This is a genomic window from Pseudarthrobacter sp. NamB4, from assembly GCF_005796185.1.
Taxonomy (GTDB): Bacteria; Actinomycetota; Actinomycetes; order Actinomycetales; family Micrococcaceae; genus Arthrobacter.
Genome location: NZ_VAHM01000022.1, coordinates 1 through 13,638, shown reverse-complemented (window position 1 = coordinate 13,638; position 13,638 = coordinate 1). Strand labels below are relative to the sequence as shown.

Genomic DNA, 13,638 nt, shown 5'->3' with positions numbered 1-13,638 from the left:
CTGCGTTATGAAAAGTGTAGGGAAGGTTGGGGGAGGAGTCAAGGGAACGGTGAGGGAGGCGCTAAGACACGTTCAACCCGGACCGCCGGTGCTCCTGCTCTCCAGCTAACGGCAAAGGCACCCGGCGTGAATTCACCAGGTGCCTGCGCGCACACTCACGGAAGTGTGAAGGAAGAACTTTTTAGCTGCCGTAACCGACGGATGATGTGGCCAGCGACAAATGCAAGGTGTCCAGGCTGTCGAAGGACAGCCGGAGGGCCGACACGCTGTAGGGGCTGCCGGTGGCGGGAAGGGGGTAGCCCGGCTGGTCCGGTTGAACGTTCACCATGATGGACAGCAGGTTGTTCAGACGGTCCAGACCCGCGGCCAGGGCAGGCGCAACGGGCATGAGCGACGACCCGAGAGAGGATTCCAGTTTAGCCGCAACTCCCAGAATGAGTTCATGGTTGAGGGCCCTGCCGGTGATGTCGGGAAGGGCAGCGGCAAGCCCCGATGCCAGGGCATCCAGTGTTGCAGTGGGTGGGTTCACCGCACCGAGCAGATCAATAGATGACGAGACCGGCACTGGCCCCGTACCCGAAATTCCGGCGTGCAGATCCATGAGCCGGCCAGCGGGCACAGGGCCGAGGCCGAGGTTTATGTCGGCGGCGGGGACGTATAAGGCCAGGGCGTCTAAAGCATGAACCTGTACTGTGGCTTCGACAGTTACTGACATTGAACGGACGGCGGCAGTTATCGCGGCCACGATTTGGTTCTTCCACTCGCCAAGTACCTGTGTAAGGGCCGTTGAGAGCTCGGCCGTGGTGGTTTGGTCCAGGAGGATGTGGGTATTGGGGGCCCGGCCGTTAAGACCGTTGATCCCACCCGTGGTTTTCGCGAGATCAACGTGGACATGGCCGGTACCGAAATCGACGGTCAGCAGCCCTTTGCTGTCGGTCATGGTGGCCCTGAGGAGTTCCCGGACCGGTGTCGGGTCCAGCTGTGACATGGTCACCTTCGTGCTGACGCTGCCCAACCTAAGGTCGCCCAAGAGTGACGTGGCCACGGCAGTGAGGTCCTTGGCGATGGCTGACTCCACTGTCGCGGTTGCAGCTGTAACACTTGTCTGCACCCCATCCACAAGCGAACCGGCTTCGGATGCGGCTGTTCCTAAAGCCGGAAGCCTGCTTTTCAAATCGAGTGCGGCTATGCCGTACGAGCGGTGGATCTGGGGCTGGGCCAGCGGGCCTTGCCAGCCGTTGCCGAGGCCCCCGCACTGGGTGAGTCCAGCAAGGCTTGATGCCGCCCCGATTTCCAGGGTCATGCCGGCCAGGGACTCCGGGGCCAGGGCCCCGAGATCAAGCGCGGCCATAACGGGAGGGTCAGCGGGGTTCTGTGCCTGTCCAATGCCCAAGGCACCGCCACTGTCCGTGATGAGGCCTGCGGCTGCTGTTGAATTGCCATTATTGAGGGTTTGGCTCCACTGGCTGTAAACGTCAACGGCACCCACGGGCAGGCCCAGCGGGAGCGTAAGACGGAGCAGGTCGGCGCGTAGCAGGTCCAGGTCGAGGGGTGCTTTGAAGGTGTTGTCATCAATCTGTATGGCCCCAGGGCTCGCGCTACTGGTGCCGGCCCCGTCGTTCGTGACGCTGACACCGTTGACCGAGGCGATGTTTGCCAAGTCGGTGCCCAGCAAGCTGCCGCTAACCTCGCGGGCTGAAGCCGAACTGGCAATTCCGCTGTTGGATTCGCACCGGCCGTCGGTGCCAGCGCTGGTGTGGACGTACTCGTTGTCCACCCAGGCGGCATCCGTCAGGGCAGTGCCGCAAACGGCAACCGCAACAGCGAGGATGCCTGCAACTATGGCACCGGACTGCAGGCGGTCTGGCAATTTCACAGGATGTTCCTCCGTCGGCCCCTCAATGTCACATACAGCCCGGCTCCGAGCAGGGCGGCAGCTGCCGTGAGAAAACCCGAGACCCGGCCTCCCGTTTCCGCCAGGCCATCCTGCCGTGCGGGATAGTCGTCGCCCAAGGCTGTGAAACCAATTGCGAAAGTGAAGGGGTCACCCGGAAATGCCTCCTTAGGCAGTGACAGGGTGAAGAGTATGTGGGGAGCGGCGGAAGCGGTGATGTCACCGAGCGGTACTTTGGCTGTCGCACCCGACCCAAGGGGGAAATCGGACAGCACGATCTTGGCGCCTGAGGCGCATGCCATTGAGGCATTGGTCCCGCTTTGCCCTGCCCACTGCTTTTCGCAACGGCGTGCGGTCAACAGGTAGTTCGTGGCGGGCTGGACAAGACCTCCAAAGGGAATGAATTCCACGCTTCCATCCGCCAGCGGCTGCTCCGCAAGGTGCAACCCAATCTGCCAGCTGAAGCTGTCTCCGGGCTTGAGCCAGGGGATTTCCAGTGGCAGTACTGAGGAAGTCAGGCTCAGCAGCCCCGGTTGTCCGGTCTCGGAAATTTCCCGCATGTGCTCCCGGTCGTTACGTAAAGCACCATGCCCGGTGGCAGCCGAAGACAGGAGCAGGGCAGCCGCCATGCCGGCGGCCAGACAGCTCCTCAACGGGTGGGAAACACAGGACGGCTTAGGCCGAGTCATACGGTGCCTGCTCCTTCGGAATTTGCTGGACGGGTACTCCTTCTTTCGAGCTGTCCCTCCCAGGAGTTTCAGGACGAGCTCCTTTCCGGGGCCAGAACGTCACCGTCACCAGCGCAGCCATGGCAACCGTGGTGAATCCCATTAGCCAGGGGCTCTGAAGCCGCATGACCCATGAGCCGAGTTCGGGAACCGCGAAGATGAGCTTCTTGGCGCTTTCCACGTGGTAGCGCACCGGATCTTCGGTGGTGTTCGCGTCGCCTTTAAGGGTGAGGAGGACTTTTTGTGCGTTTGCCGGATCTGCTTCGGAAGCCACCACACGGTGGGTCACAGGAAGTGCTGACTCCTCGCGCTGGACGGTGGCAATGTCGCCGGGCTGCAGGGATGTTGCCGGGACCTCCCGTACTACGGCAACAGCACCAGGTTCGATGCCCGGCGACATCGAACCGGTCCGGAAGACTATCAGGCTGACGCCAAGCCATGCTCCCGCGGCAACAGCAAGGAGGGACAGGCACCCGGCCACGGCCAGCGCGGTGAGGGCGGTTTCCTTGCCGGCGTTCAGGAGCCGGTGCAGGGCTACTGTTCCGCTAGACCTTCGCACTGCCGGTGAACCCCCAGACGGGGACCGTTTTCTTCCCTTGCAGGCTGGTGGCAGCGCCGTCAGGAAGCGTAAGGGCGAAGCAGAGGTCTACGGCCTTGCCAGCTGTGGCAGCATCGGTTCCAGCTGCAAGAACAAAGAGTTCCGATTTATTGCTCAGTGGATAAGTAGCTGACGCAGGGGTATCCGGGTCGAGTGGCACGATAATGGCTTTGCCTGCAGAAACGTTCCCTTTTTCACAGGAGTCTTTGTCCACACCTTGATAGACGTTGTACCGGAGCGCTTGGTACAGCGCAGTGCTGTTGTTGTCGGTACCTGAAAGCGGGATGATGCCGGTTTCGCTGCCTCCTGCCTGGACCCCGTCGGTGAGACGAACGTCCAACGTTTCCGATCCTGCGGCCGCCCGCAGCTGCATGGGCGAGTAGACCGTCCGGCCCGGCAGCAATTTGTCGGGTCTCACGGTGAACGTCAGCGCGCCGCCGTTGGCGGAAGGCTGATCGTTCCAGTGCTCGGCACCGCCAGCTCCGGTCCACGTGTTTTGCTGCATGTTCACCACAGCGGTTCCTGGCGTGTTGGGGCCAATGCCGTTGCCCGAGCCGCCGAACACCCATTCGTTGTCTGTCCAGGATGCCAGGGTGGCGGCCGCCCCCAGGCCCAAAACGAGGCCTCCGGCCAGTATGGCGCGGCCCTTGGTCCACCGGTTTGGCGTTGTCTTTGCGTTCATGAAGTCCCCCCGGAATTCGCACTCGTAATGTTTTTGGTACGTCAACAATCCACGAACGGCATCAAGAAACCGCGCAATATATTGAAAGAAAGCCTCAAGAATCGGTAAAGCGGGGGAATTTACCGGAAGGAAATTCAGCAAAGCAGGCATGCCGAAGGCAGTTAGTTAACTAGTTAACTGCCCTCGGCATGCCCAGCCAGAAATCCCTAGTGGGTCAGGTCCTTGCCCTTCGTTTCCGGGATGGTGAAGACGAACACGGCGCTGACTACCAGCAGCACCACCGCGTACACGTTGAACACCTGCGGCGCGCCAAGCGAGGAGCCCAGCCACTGCTGCAGGTACGGGGCCGTTCCGCCGAACAACGCCACGCAGATGGAGTACGGAACGCCTACACCAACGGTGCGGATCGACGTCGGGAACAGCTCGGCGTAAACGGCCGGCACAATGGCGGCGCTCGCGGCAATGAAGATCAGCATCACGGACATGGACACCGCCAGCTGCCAGGCCGAGTCCTTCAGCAGCCATGTCATCGGGAAGTGGAACAGCGCCGAGCCGATGGCACCAGCCCAGAGCACTTTCTTGCGCCCGATCCGGTCCGACAGCTTGCCCCACACCGGCAGTGCGGCGATGAACACAATGTTGGCGACGACGCCGGCCCACAGCGCCTCGCCGCGGTCGATTTTCAGAGCTGTGGTCGCGTAGCTGGGAGCAACGACACCCCAGATGTAGTAGATAACCGTGAGGCCTACGGTCAGGCCGATCACCTGCAGCGCCTGCTTGCGGTGCCGGACAATCTGCGGCCAGATCGGCGCCCGCTTCTCGGACACGGACTCGCCTTCGAACGCCTCGGTCTCATGCAGCCGCGACCGCATGATTAGCGCATACAGGCCCATCGCGGCACCCAGCAGGAACGGAATGCGCCAGCCCCAGGCATTCATCGCCTCGGCGGTCAGAGTCATGTTCAGGACGGCACCGAGCAGCGTCCCGAACAGGATACCCACCGTGCCGGACGTGTAGATCAATGTGGCCCAGAAGCCGCGGTGTTCCCTGGGCGCCATCTCGGACAGATACGTCTGCGACGACGGCAGTTCGCCGCCGTGCGCCAGGCCCTGGATGAGCCGGGCCACCAGCAGCATGAGCGACGCCCAGGCACCCACGCTTGCGAACGTGGGAGCGACGCCGATCAGCAGGCTGCCCAGCGAGGCCAGGCCGACGGCGAGTGTCATGGACGTCTTCCGGCCTACCCGGTCGCCGATCCAGCCGAAGAGGAAGCCGCCGAAAGGACGCGCCACGAAGCCGACGGCGAAGATCGCCAGGGTGGACAGGACCGCCGACGCGGGGTCTGCCTTGCTGAACAGCTGGCTGGCGATGAAGGGTGTGAAGGTGGCGTAGATGGCCCAGTCGTACCATTCGACGGCGTTGCCGATGCCTGTTCCGACGATGGTCTTCGTGGTGGACACGCGTCCAGTCTGCTGCCTGGTTACTGCAATGGGCATGATGACTTCCTGTTGGTCGGTGTGTGCATGATGCGTGGCAGCGGCGCTGCTGCCGGTGGTTATGGCGGTGCGGAGGTTTAGGTCGGTGTTGAAGGTTTATGGGGCTGCTGAAAGAGCTGCAAGGCGCGAGATGGCCAGCTGGGCGTAAAGCGCTGCTCCGTCACCCAGCACGCCGTCGTCGAACGTTGCGTAGGGGGAGTGGTTGAACGGCGAGGTGGCCGGATCGCTGCCCGGGGCGACGGCGCTGAGCCCCACGAAGGTGCCGGGCACCTCGGCCAGCACCCGGGAGAAGTCTTCGGAACCGCTCAAGGGGGTGGCCCAGCGGGAGAGGCGGCGCTCGCCGAAGAGTTCGGAGATGACGTTTTCTGCCGTGTGCGTTTCGTCACCGTCGGTGATGGTGAGGGGGTATTCCTCCAAGTAGTCCACCTGGACCTCCACCCCGTGCCCTGCCGCGATGCCTTTGAGCAGGCGCGGCACAGCGTCCATCATCTTCAGGCGCGACGCCTCCGAGAAAGTGCGGATGGTGGCCTCGATGCGCGCGGTTTCGGGGATGATATTCCGTTTGGTGCCGGCATGCAGCACGCCCACGGAGAGGACCACGGGATCGAACATATTGAACTGCCGGGTGACCATCACCTGCAGCGCGGTGACCATCTCGGCAGTGACCGTCACCGGATCTTTGGCGGCATGCGGGGCGGAACCGTGGCCCCCTGCGCCGAGCACCGTGACCTCCAGGCCGTCGGAGGCACTGAGCATGACGCCGGACTTGGTGCAGAAGGTGCCGTGCGGTTCCAGCGAGGAGAAGACGTGCATCCCGTACGCCGCCTGGACGCGGGCTCCCGCTGCATCCAGGACCCCTTCGCGGAGCATGTGGCTGGCTCCGTCAAAGCCTTCCTCGCCCGGCTGGAACATGAGGACGACGTCGCCCTGCAGCTGGTGCCGCTTCTCGGCAAGGAGCGTGGCGGCTCCGGCGAGCATTGACGTGTGGAGGTCGTGGCCGCAGGCGTGCATGGCGCCGTCGGTCCTTGAGGTGTAGTCCACGCCCGTTTTCTCCTGGACCGGCAGCCCGTCCATGTCGGCGCGGAGCAGTACTGCCGGCCGCTGCCTGCTGCCGGCCTTTTGTGGTGAGGATCGCTGGCCACGCAGCACCGCGGTGACCGACGTCGTCTCTTTGCCCAGGGTGATCTCGAAGGGCAGGCCGTCAAGGGCCCGCAGGACGCGTTCCTGGGTGCGGGGAAGTTCCAGCCCGATTTCCGGCTGCCGGTGCAGATCGTGGCGCAGGCGGATCAGGTCGTCCTGCAGGTCCCTGGCATCGGCGGTAATCGTCACTTGCAACTCCTTGGCAATCAGCTTGGGCTTCGTGGACTATTCTGAAGTGGTGCAGTTCACATAGGCGAAAAGCGCTGGTAATCCGCTTTTTCTGCATTCGCAGCGCAGGATTCATGCATGCTGAAAGGTGATGCCCCCATGGAGCTCAGCGAGGAGGACCTGGCCCTGGTCCAGGTTCTGCAGGCTTATCCCCGGCTCGGTTGGTCTGATGCGGCAAAGGTGCTGGGCGTCCACGCCACCACGCTCGCTGCGCGCTGGGAGCGGCTCAGGTCCAGTGGCGCGGCGTGGGTGACAGCGCATCTGGCGGGGGATCCCCGGCAGATGCTGCTTGCCTTTGTTGCTGTGGACAGCGAGATGCACCTGCGGGAAAGTGTCACGGCGCAGCTGGCGGCCATTCCGGAGATCGTCACCGTGGAGGAGGCGGCCAGCAACCGGGACCTGATGCTGACAGTGATCACCAGGTCACTGGAGGAGTTCAGTTCAAAGGTGGGCAGTCGGCTAAAGGGCATTGAAGGGCTCACCAAGTACCAGTCGGCGTTGTGCACCAGGCTGCACACCAGTGCGGATGAATGGCGGTTGAATATCCTGGGCAAATCGCAGTTGGCCGCGCTCCGGACGCTTGGACAGCAGGGCCGGCCGGACACCAAGCAGGCGGCAGCGGGTGGTGCCCGGCTTCCTGAAAACCATCTGGATCTGCTGCCGTTCCTGGCCAGGGACGGCCGGGCAACTGCGGCGGACATCGCCCGGGAACTGGGACGGCATCCGGCCACCGTGCAGCGGCAGCTCAACCGCGTCCTGGCGAGCAGGCTTCTGCTGTTCCGGTGCGAGATTGCCCAGTCCTACTCCTCTTACCCGGTCACCTGCCAGTGGTTCGCGAATGTTCCCGCCGGCCGGCACGAGGAAGCGGCAGCCGCGCTTAGAACGATCAGCAACGTCCGGCTTAGCGCCTCCACCACCGGCCCCACCAACTTTGTGATCATCATGTGGCTGCAGTCCCTGGCGGACGTGATGACGGCCGAACTGGCGCTACAGCAAAAAGTCCCCGGGATAGACCTGGTGGAAAGCGTGGTGATGCTCCGGACGGTCAAGCGGGTGGGCTGGATGCTGAATGACGATACGACGGCGAGTGGCGCCGTCGTGCATGCACGCAAACCAGGTGCCGCAGAATGAGACGTGCAGGCATCAGTGTGGACCCGCAAGCAGGCCCAATGAAACAACCGGGCATCCGCCTCTGTCCGGAGGCTGGGGTAGGGGCCGAAATACCCTGACTTACGGGCTTTTTCCAAGAGTCGGCCCGTGTTCAATGCTTGCGTTCCTGCCGTCCTCTATTCCTCCGTCCGCCCCGGCCTGCCCATCGACGAAGCAACCTGGGTAAGTGGCGCGTTGGCCGGCTCCGGGGCCGCGGCGCTCTGCAAGGCGAGCGAGGCAGCTACGGAATGGTCGCGTTTCTCCGGCGGGGTGTAGGCCCGGAGAACCAGAAGGGATTTCCAGGCAAGTTTTACAGTGCCGCCAGCCTCCAGGATCCCGGTGCCTGCATGCTCACCTGCTGTATCGATCAGCTGCTCCCAGGCAGGCGCGTACTCCGCTCCGGGAAGCGTGAAGTCCACCGGCTCGTCTCCTGAATTGCAGTAGAGCAGGAAGTTGTGATCCCGGATCACGCGGCCGCGGTGGTCCTTGCCGACGGCTTCACCGTTATAGAACACCCCGAGGGCCCGGGCGAGAGGGTTTCCCCAGTCTTCCGGCACCATTTCGGACGCGTCCCTATTGAGCCAGACGATGTCCGGCAGCGGCTGCCCGAGGGCACGGCGGACAGGCCTGCCTTCGAAAAACCTGTTGCGGCGGAAGGTGGGATGTTCCCTGCGCAGTGTACAAACGGCGGCAAGGAACTCGTTGAGGGGCTGATCCGCGGCATCCCAGTTGATCCAGGACAACGGTGAGTCGTGGCAGTAGGCGTTGTTGTTTCCGTATTGGGTCCGTCCAAGCTCATCGCCGTGCGCCACCATGGGCACCCCCTGCGAGAGCAGCAGGGTGGCCAGGAAGTTGCGCTGCTGCCGTGCCCGCAGCGCCAGGATTTCCGGATCATCGGTAGGACCCTCAACACAGCAGTTCCAGGAGCGGTTGTGGGACTCGCCGTCGTTGTTGTTCTCTCCATTGGCTTCGTTGTGTTTGGAGTTGTAGGACACGAGGTCGCGCAGGGTGAAGCCATCGTGCGCGGTGACAAAGTTGATGGATGCCACCGGCCGCCGCCCCGAGCTCTCGTAAAGGTCCGATGATCCAGCGAGCCGGGATGCAAACTCACCAAGGGTGGCAGGAGCGCCGCGCCAAAAGTCGCGGACGGCGTCGCGGTATTTCCCGTTCCACTCGGTCCACAACGGCGGGAAGTTGCCCACCTGGTAGCCGCCGGGTCCAACATCCCAAGGTTCGGCAATGAGCTTCACCTGTGAGACCACCGGGTCCTGCTGGACAAGGTCGAAGAAGCTGGACAGCCGGTCCACCTCGTAAAACTCCCTTGCCAGGGCCGACGCGAGGTCGAAGCGGAAGCCGTCCACATGCATTTCCAGCACCCAGTAGCGCAGCGAGTCCATCAGCAGCTGCAGGGCGTGCGGGTGGCGGACGTTGATGGTGTTGCCGGTGCCCGTGTAGTCCAGGTAGTGCTGCTTTTCATGCTCCACCAGTCGGTAGTACGCCTGGTTGTCGATTCCTTTGAAGGACAGGGTGGGGCCCATGTGGTTCCCTTCCGCCGTGTGGTTGTACACGACGTCGAGAATTACCTCGATCCCGGCCGCATGCAGGGACCGGACCATCGCCTTGAATTCCTGCACCTGCTGGCCGGGCCTGGTGCTGGAACTGTAGCTTTCGTGCGGGGCGAAAAAGCCGATGGTGTTGTAGCCCCAGTAGTTTTTGAGTCCGCGGTCTTCCAGCACGCTGTCATGAACAAACTGGTGCACAGGCAACAGTTCGATCGCCGTGACGCCCAGCTTTTGCAGGTGTTCGATCACGGCAGGGTGGGCGATCCCGGCGTAGGTGCCGCGTTCCTCCTCCGGCACCTCCGGATGCGTCATGGTCAGCCCCTTCACGTGGGCCTCATAGATCAGGGTGTCGTTGTAGGGGACCCTTGGCGGGCGGTCGTGCTGCCAGTCAAAGAAGGGGCTGATCACCACCGACCGCATCGTGCTCGGTGCGGAGTCATCGGTATTAAAGGAGGCCGGGTCACCGAAGTTGTAGGAAAACATCGGCTGACCCCAGGTGATGCTCCCGCTCATTGCTTTCGCATAGGGGTCCATCAGCAGCTTGTTGGGGTTGCAGCGGAGGCCCTGCGCAGGGTTGTACGGGCCATCCATCCGGTAGCCGTACAACTGCCCCGGCAAAACGTGCGGAAGGTAGCAGTGCCAGACAAACCCGTCCACGGCTTCCAGCCGGATCCGCTGCTCCACGCCGTCCTCATCAAAGAGGCACAGGTACACCGCGCTCGCGGCCTCACTGAAGACCGCGAAGTTCGTACCGCTGCCGTCATAAGTGGCACCCAGCGGATAAGGACTCCCCATCCAGACTTCCATGTCCGCCTCCATCCCAAGAGAACACCATCCAACCACAGCGGTGCGACACCCAGCCCGAAGGGGCGTGAGCAAAAGCAGAGCGTCAAAGGGGACTGTGGCCGCGGGGGAGCCTGCTTGGATAGTGCGCGCTGACCAAATTAATAGTTCCGCATTACGGATGTTTCTTTCCGGAAACATGAAATTCCTACTGTTGCCAATGACCTTGCGGCATCGCGTGTGCCGTCCGTCCCTCACGAACAGGCACCCGCATGAACATCACCGCCACAGCTTCCTCCCAACAGCCGGACACCGGGGCGCGCAGAACGCCGCTCTACAGGTCCCTTTTCTTCCAGATCCTGGTGGCGGTGCTTGCCGGCATTGTCATCGGCCACTTTTGGCCGGACATCGGCGCCGCACTCCGGCCTCTGGGGGACGGGTTCATCCAGCTGATCAAAATGATCATCGCCCCGTTGATCTTTCTGGTGATCGTCACCGGCATTGCGGCGGTCAGCGACGTCAAGGCTGTGGGCCGGGTGGGCGTCAAAGCGCTGCTCTACTTCACCGCCGCCACATCCTTCGCCCTGGTGTTCGGACTCCTGGTGGCGAACCTCGTTCAGCCCGGCGCAGGACTGAACATCGATCCGGCGTCGCTCTCGCAGGACGCCCTCACCGCGAAAACCTCCACCGCGCCGCCCAAGGATGCTGGTGCTTTCCTCCTGGGGATCATTCCCACCAGCGTAGTGGGCGCCTTCGCCAGCAACAGCCTCCTGCAGGTGCTGTGCTTCGCCGTGTTCTTTGGTGCGGCGATCGTTGTTGTGGGCCGTGAGCGTTGCCTGCCGGTGATTACCCTGATGGAAACGGTGCTGGAACTGTTCTTCAAGATCATGGCCTGGGTGATGCGGGTGGCCCCGGTGGGTGCCTTCGGCGCCATGGCGTTCATCATTGGCCAGTACGGCCTGGGCTCACTGAGCACCTATGCCCTGCTCATCGCTGCTTGCTACGGAGCCGGCGTCGTGTTCATCGGCCTGCTGTTTGTGGTGGCGTGGGTTTATCCGCGGGTGCCGCTTTGGCAGTTCATGAAGTACACCCGCGAGGAATTCATGCTGGCCCTTGGCACCGCCTCCACTGAATCCGTGCTGCCGCGCATCATGACCAAGCTGACCAATGCCGGCTGCTCTCGCGCCACCACCGGACTGGTGGTCCCGACGGGCTATTCATTCAATCTCGACGGTGCTGCCGTTTACCTGTCCATTTCGCTGCTTTTCCTGGCGCAGGCCTTCGGATACAACCTTGATCTTGGCCAGCAGCTCGCTGCGCTTGGTGTCCTGATGCTGACGTCCAAGGGCATGGCCGGCGTTCCCGGTTCGGCGTTCCTGGCCCTGTCGGCCACGGCCGGCGCCCTGGGGATCTTCCCTGTTGCTGGTGTCGCCCTCCTCCTGGGTGCCGACCGGCTCATGGACTCCATGCGGGTGGTGGTCAACCTGCTGGGGAACTGTGTTGCCACTTTTGTTGTCGCCAAATGGGAAGGCCAGTTCGATCGGAGCGCCATGCTGCGCGCCTTTGCGGGGGACAGTACGACGGCGGATGATGCCCTGGAGCCCGGCGCGCCTCCGGTCCCGGGCGGGGAAGGGGTGAGGGCCGACGTCGCTCCGTCACCTGAGGCGCAGGATGGGGAAGCGGCGGACCCGTCGCCGGCAACGGCACGGTAGCGTCCGGCGCTGTCGGCCACCGTGTTGCAGACTGTTCCCATGACCTTTGCGAATGTTGGAAGCCTTGTCACCAAACCGGGCCAGCGTGAGGCCGTCGTCTCCATCCTGGTCCGGCCAATGGCCGGGCTGAAGGAGGCCGGCTGCCTGCTGTACGAGGTGGGCGTTAACGACGCCGCGCCGGACACCGTCTTCGTCTGCGAGCTGTGGGAGTCCCCGGAGGCACACCGTGCATCCCTGGAGCTGGAGAGCGTGCAGGCGGCCATCGCCGAAGCCATGCCCCTGCTCTCGGGGGAGATGGGTGGAAACCAGTTCACGGTGAAGGGCTCGCCGCTCCGCTGACCAGGATCTGCACTGCAGGATTTCCCCTAACGACCCTGTTCCTTCCGTCGCTCAGCAACTAGGCTGCCCCCACGACTGGACACCGACGAACGGGGTAAGGGAGTCACATGAGACCGCTGCCTGCACTTGAGCTTGTTGCCCGCCTGGAAGATGCCGAGTGGCTGGATCCCGTGGCCAAGAAGGTCCGGAAAGCCGTGAGAAAAGTGGTCCGGCCCCGCTGGGCCCGGGACGTCCTGCATGGGGTTCCCATCGGTCATCCTGTCCACCCGCTCGCAGTCCAAGTTCCCATCGGAGCGTGGGTTTCAGCCGGCGTCCTTGACGCGATCCCTGGCAGCGAGAACGCAGCGAGGGTGTTGATCGGGGTGGGAACCGCCAGCGTGCTTCCGTCGGCACTGGCCGGATTCACCGATTGGACGCAGCTGCACAGCCAGCAGCAGCGCGTGGGCCTGGTCCATGCTGCAGCGAACGTCACGGCAACGGGCTTCTACATCGCCTCGCTGGTGCAGCGCGCAAGGGGCAGGCAAGGCAGCGGAAAGATGCTCGCATACCTGGGGCTCGCCACAGTGAGCGCCAGTGGTTTCCTGGGTGGGCACCTCAGCTACCGCCAGGCAGCCGGTGTGAACCACAGCGAGGACATTCCGCATCGGTTCCCCAGCGGGTGGCAATCGCTGGCGCCGCTGGAAGAGCTGCCGGAAGGACAGCTCCACAAGGGCGTTGTGGCCGGGATCCCGCTGCTTGTCTATCGGGAGGCAGAGGATGTCCGCGTGCTGTCCGACGTCTGCAGTCACCTCGCCGGACCGCTGCACGAAGGCAAGCTCAAGGGCGGCAGGCTCCAGGACGGGGGCATTGATGGTGCCGGTGACCCATGCGTCGTCTGCCCATGGCACGGCAGCAAGTTTTCGCTGCGCACGGGAGAGGTTCAGGGCGGTCCGGCAACAGCAAAGCAGCCGGTGTTCGAGACGCGGGTAAGTGGTGGCCTGGTGGAGGTGCGGCTACCCGGGGCGGACTGACTGCCCCTGCGCAAGCATCAGACGCAAAGCCGAACGCCGACTGTTCAGTCCCAGCCCCCGCTGCCCCAACTCCTTAACCAGGCGAACTGCCGCCTCCAACCCGGCTGGGCGCGTTACTGCCCTCGGCCCTGCCGGAAGGGAATTCCGTGCTCAATCAGCTCTGGACGCTGTAGAGGAACCGGTGTAGACCGTCCTCTCCGGCGGAGAGGAGCCCGGAGGTAGTCGACAGTTCCGCGCATGGCAGTAGTCATCGGTTGATGGGGCTCCAAAGATTGCCTTTGCCCACCAGGCATGACCTGCCCGGGCGGTATCCCCGG

General features: G+C 63.4%; 11 protein-coding genes. 4 read left to right on the top strand and 7 right to left on the bottom strand.

What is annotated here, in order from left to right:
• Nucleotides 1-181: 181 nt before the first annotated feature.
• The 6 genes from FDW81_RS16820 to FDW81_RS16795 form a co-directional block, all read right to left on the bottom strand.
• Entirely contained in the window at nt 182-1,876 is a 1,695-nt protein-coding gene (locus tag FDW81_RS16820; RefSeq protein ID WP_171027261.1) for a choice-of-anchor G family protein, read from the bottom strand.
• Nucleotides 1,873-2,583, bottom strand: a complete 711-nt coding sequence (locus FDW81_RS16815; protein WP_138135356.1) for a hypothetical protein — start codon at nt 2,581-2,583, stop codon at nt 1,873-1,875. Before FDW81_RS16815 ends, FDW81_RS16820 begins: the two co-directional genes overlap by 4 nt.
• On the bottom strand, nt 2,570-3,181 hold the full coding sequence (locus FDW81_RS16810) for a signal peptidase I (protein WP_138135355.1): 612 nt from the start codon (nt 3,179-3,181) through the stop codon (nt 2,570-2,572). The genes FDW81_RS16815 and FDW81_RS16810 overlap by 14 nt, the downstream gene beginning before the upstream one ends.
• The gene (locus FDW81_RS16805) at nt 3,168-4,052 is read right to left on the bottom strand and encodes a SipW-dependent-type signal peptide-containing protein (RefSeq protein WP_240720374.1); all 885 of its coding nucleotides are present in this window, start codon (nt 4,050-4,052) and stop codon (nt 3,168-3,170) included. Before FDW81_RS16805 ends, FDW81_RS16810 begins: the two co-directional genes overlap by 14 nt.
• Nucleotides 4,053-4,108: 56 nt before the next feature.
• Nucleotides 4,109-5,398, bottom strand: a complete 1,290-nt coding sequence (locus FDW81_RS16800; protein WP_138135354.1) for an MFS transporter — start codon at nt 5,396-5,398, stop codon at nt 4,109-4,111.
• A gap of 96 nt (nt 5,399-5,494) precedes the next feature.
• Nucleotides 5,495-6,727, bottom strand: a complete 1,233-nt coding sequence (locus FDW81_RS16795; protein ID WP_138135353.1) for a M20 family metallopeptidase — start codon at nt 6,725-6,727, stop codon at nt 5,495-5,497.
• 138 nt (nt 6,728-6,865) lie between these two features.
• On the opposite strand from FDW81_RS16795, the gene FDW81_RS16790 reads away from it, so the two are divergent.
• Nucleotides 6,866-7,897, top strand: coding sequence for an Lrp/AsnC family transcriptional regulator (locus FDW81_RS16790; RefSeq protein WP_138135388.1), 1,032 nt, complete (start codon nt 6,866-6,868; stop codon nt 7,895-7,897).
• Between the two features lie 155 nt (nt 7,898-8,052).
• Here the strand turns inward: FDW81_RS16790 and glgX are convergent, their stop codons facing one another.
• Nucleotides 8,053-10,284 carry a glycogen debranching protein GlgX gene (gene glgX, locus FDW81_RS16785; protein ID WP_138135352.1) on the bottom strand — a complete coding sequence of 744 codons (2,232 nt, stop codon included), beginning with the start codon at nt 10,282-10,284 and terminating at the stop codon, nt 8,053-8,055.
• Nucleotides 10,285-10,532: 248 nt separating this feature from the next.
• On the opposite strand from glgX, the gene FDW81_RS16780 reads away from it, so the two are divergent.
• From FDW81_RS16780 to FDW81_RS16770, 3 genes are all read left to right on the top strand, one after another.
• A complete protein-coding gene (locus tag FDW81_RS16780) occupies nt 10,533-11,972 on the top strand; it encodes a cation:dicarboxylate symporter family transporter (RefSeq protein WP_138135351.1) in 1,440 nt (479 codons plus the stop codon).
• A 39-nt stretch (nt 11,973-12,011) separates the two neighbouring features.
• On the top strand, nt 12,012-12,311 hold the full coding sequence (locus FDW81_RS16775) for a putative quinol monooxygenase (RefSeq protein WP_138135350.1): 300 nt from the start codon (nt 12,012-12,014) through the stop codon (nt 12,309-12,311).
• A 107-nt stretch (nt 12,312-12,418) separates the two neighbouring features.
• Complete coding sequence (locus FDW81_RS16770; protein ID WP_138135349.1) at nt 12,419-13,321, top strand: Rieske 2Fe-2S domain-containing protein; 903 nt, start codon at nt 12,419-12,421, stop codon at nt 13,319-13,321.
• Nucleotides 13,322-13,638 lie beyond the last annotated feature (317 nt).

What these genes read in the sequence shown, in the direction of transcription:
- FDW81_RS16775 (WP_138135350.1), top strand. Translation starts at nt 12,012, where the DNA reads ATGACCTTTGCGAATGTTGGAAGCCTTGTCACCAAACCGGGCCAGCGT.
- FDW81_RS16770 (WP_138135349.1), top strand. Translation starts at nt 12,419, where the DNA reads ATGAGACCGCTGCCTGCACTTGAGCTTGTTGCCCGCCTGGAAGATGCC.
- FDW81_RS16805 (WP_240720374.1), bottom strand. Translation starts at nt 4,052, where the DNA reads ATGCCTGCTTTGCTGAATTTCCTTCCGGTAAATTCCCCCGCTTTACCG.
- FDW81_RS16815 (WP_138135356.1), bottom strand. Translation starts at nt 2,583, where the DNA reads ATGACTCGGCCTAAGCCGTCCTGTGTTTCCCACCCGTTGAGGAGCTGT.
- FDW81_RS16780 (WP_138135351.1), top strand. Translation starts at nt 10,533, where the DNA reads ATGAACATCACCGCCACAGCTTCCTCCCAACAGCCGGACACCGGGGCG.
- glgX (WP_138135352.1), bottom strand. Translation starts at nt 10,284, where the DNA reads ATGGAAGTCTGGATGGGGAGTCCTTATCCGCTGGGTGCCACTTATGAC.
- FDW81_RS16800 (WP_138135354.1), bottom strand. Translation starts at nt 5,398, where the DNA reads ATGCCCATTGCAGTAACCAGGCAGCAGACTGGACGCGTGTCCACCACG.
- FDW81_RS16790 (WP_138135388.1), top strand. Translation starts at nt 6,866, where the DNA reads ATGGAGCTCAGCGAGGAGGACCTGGCCCTGGTCCAGGTTCTGCAGGCT.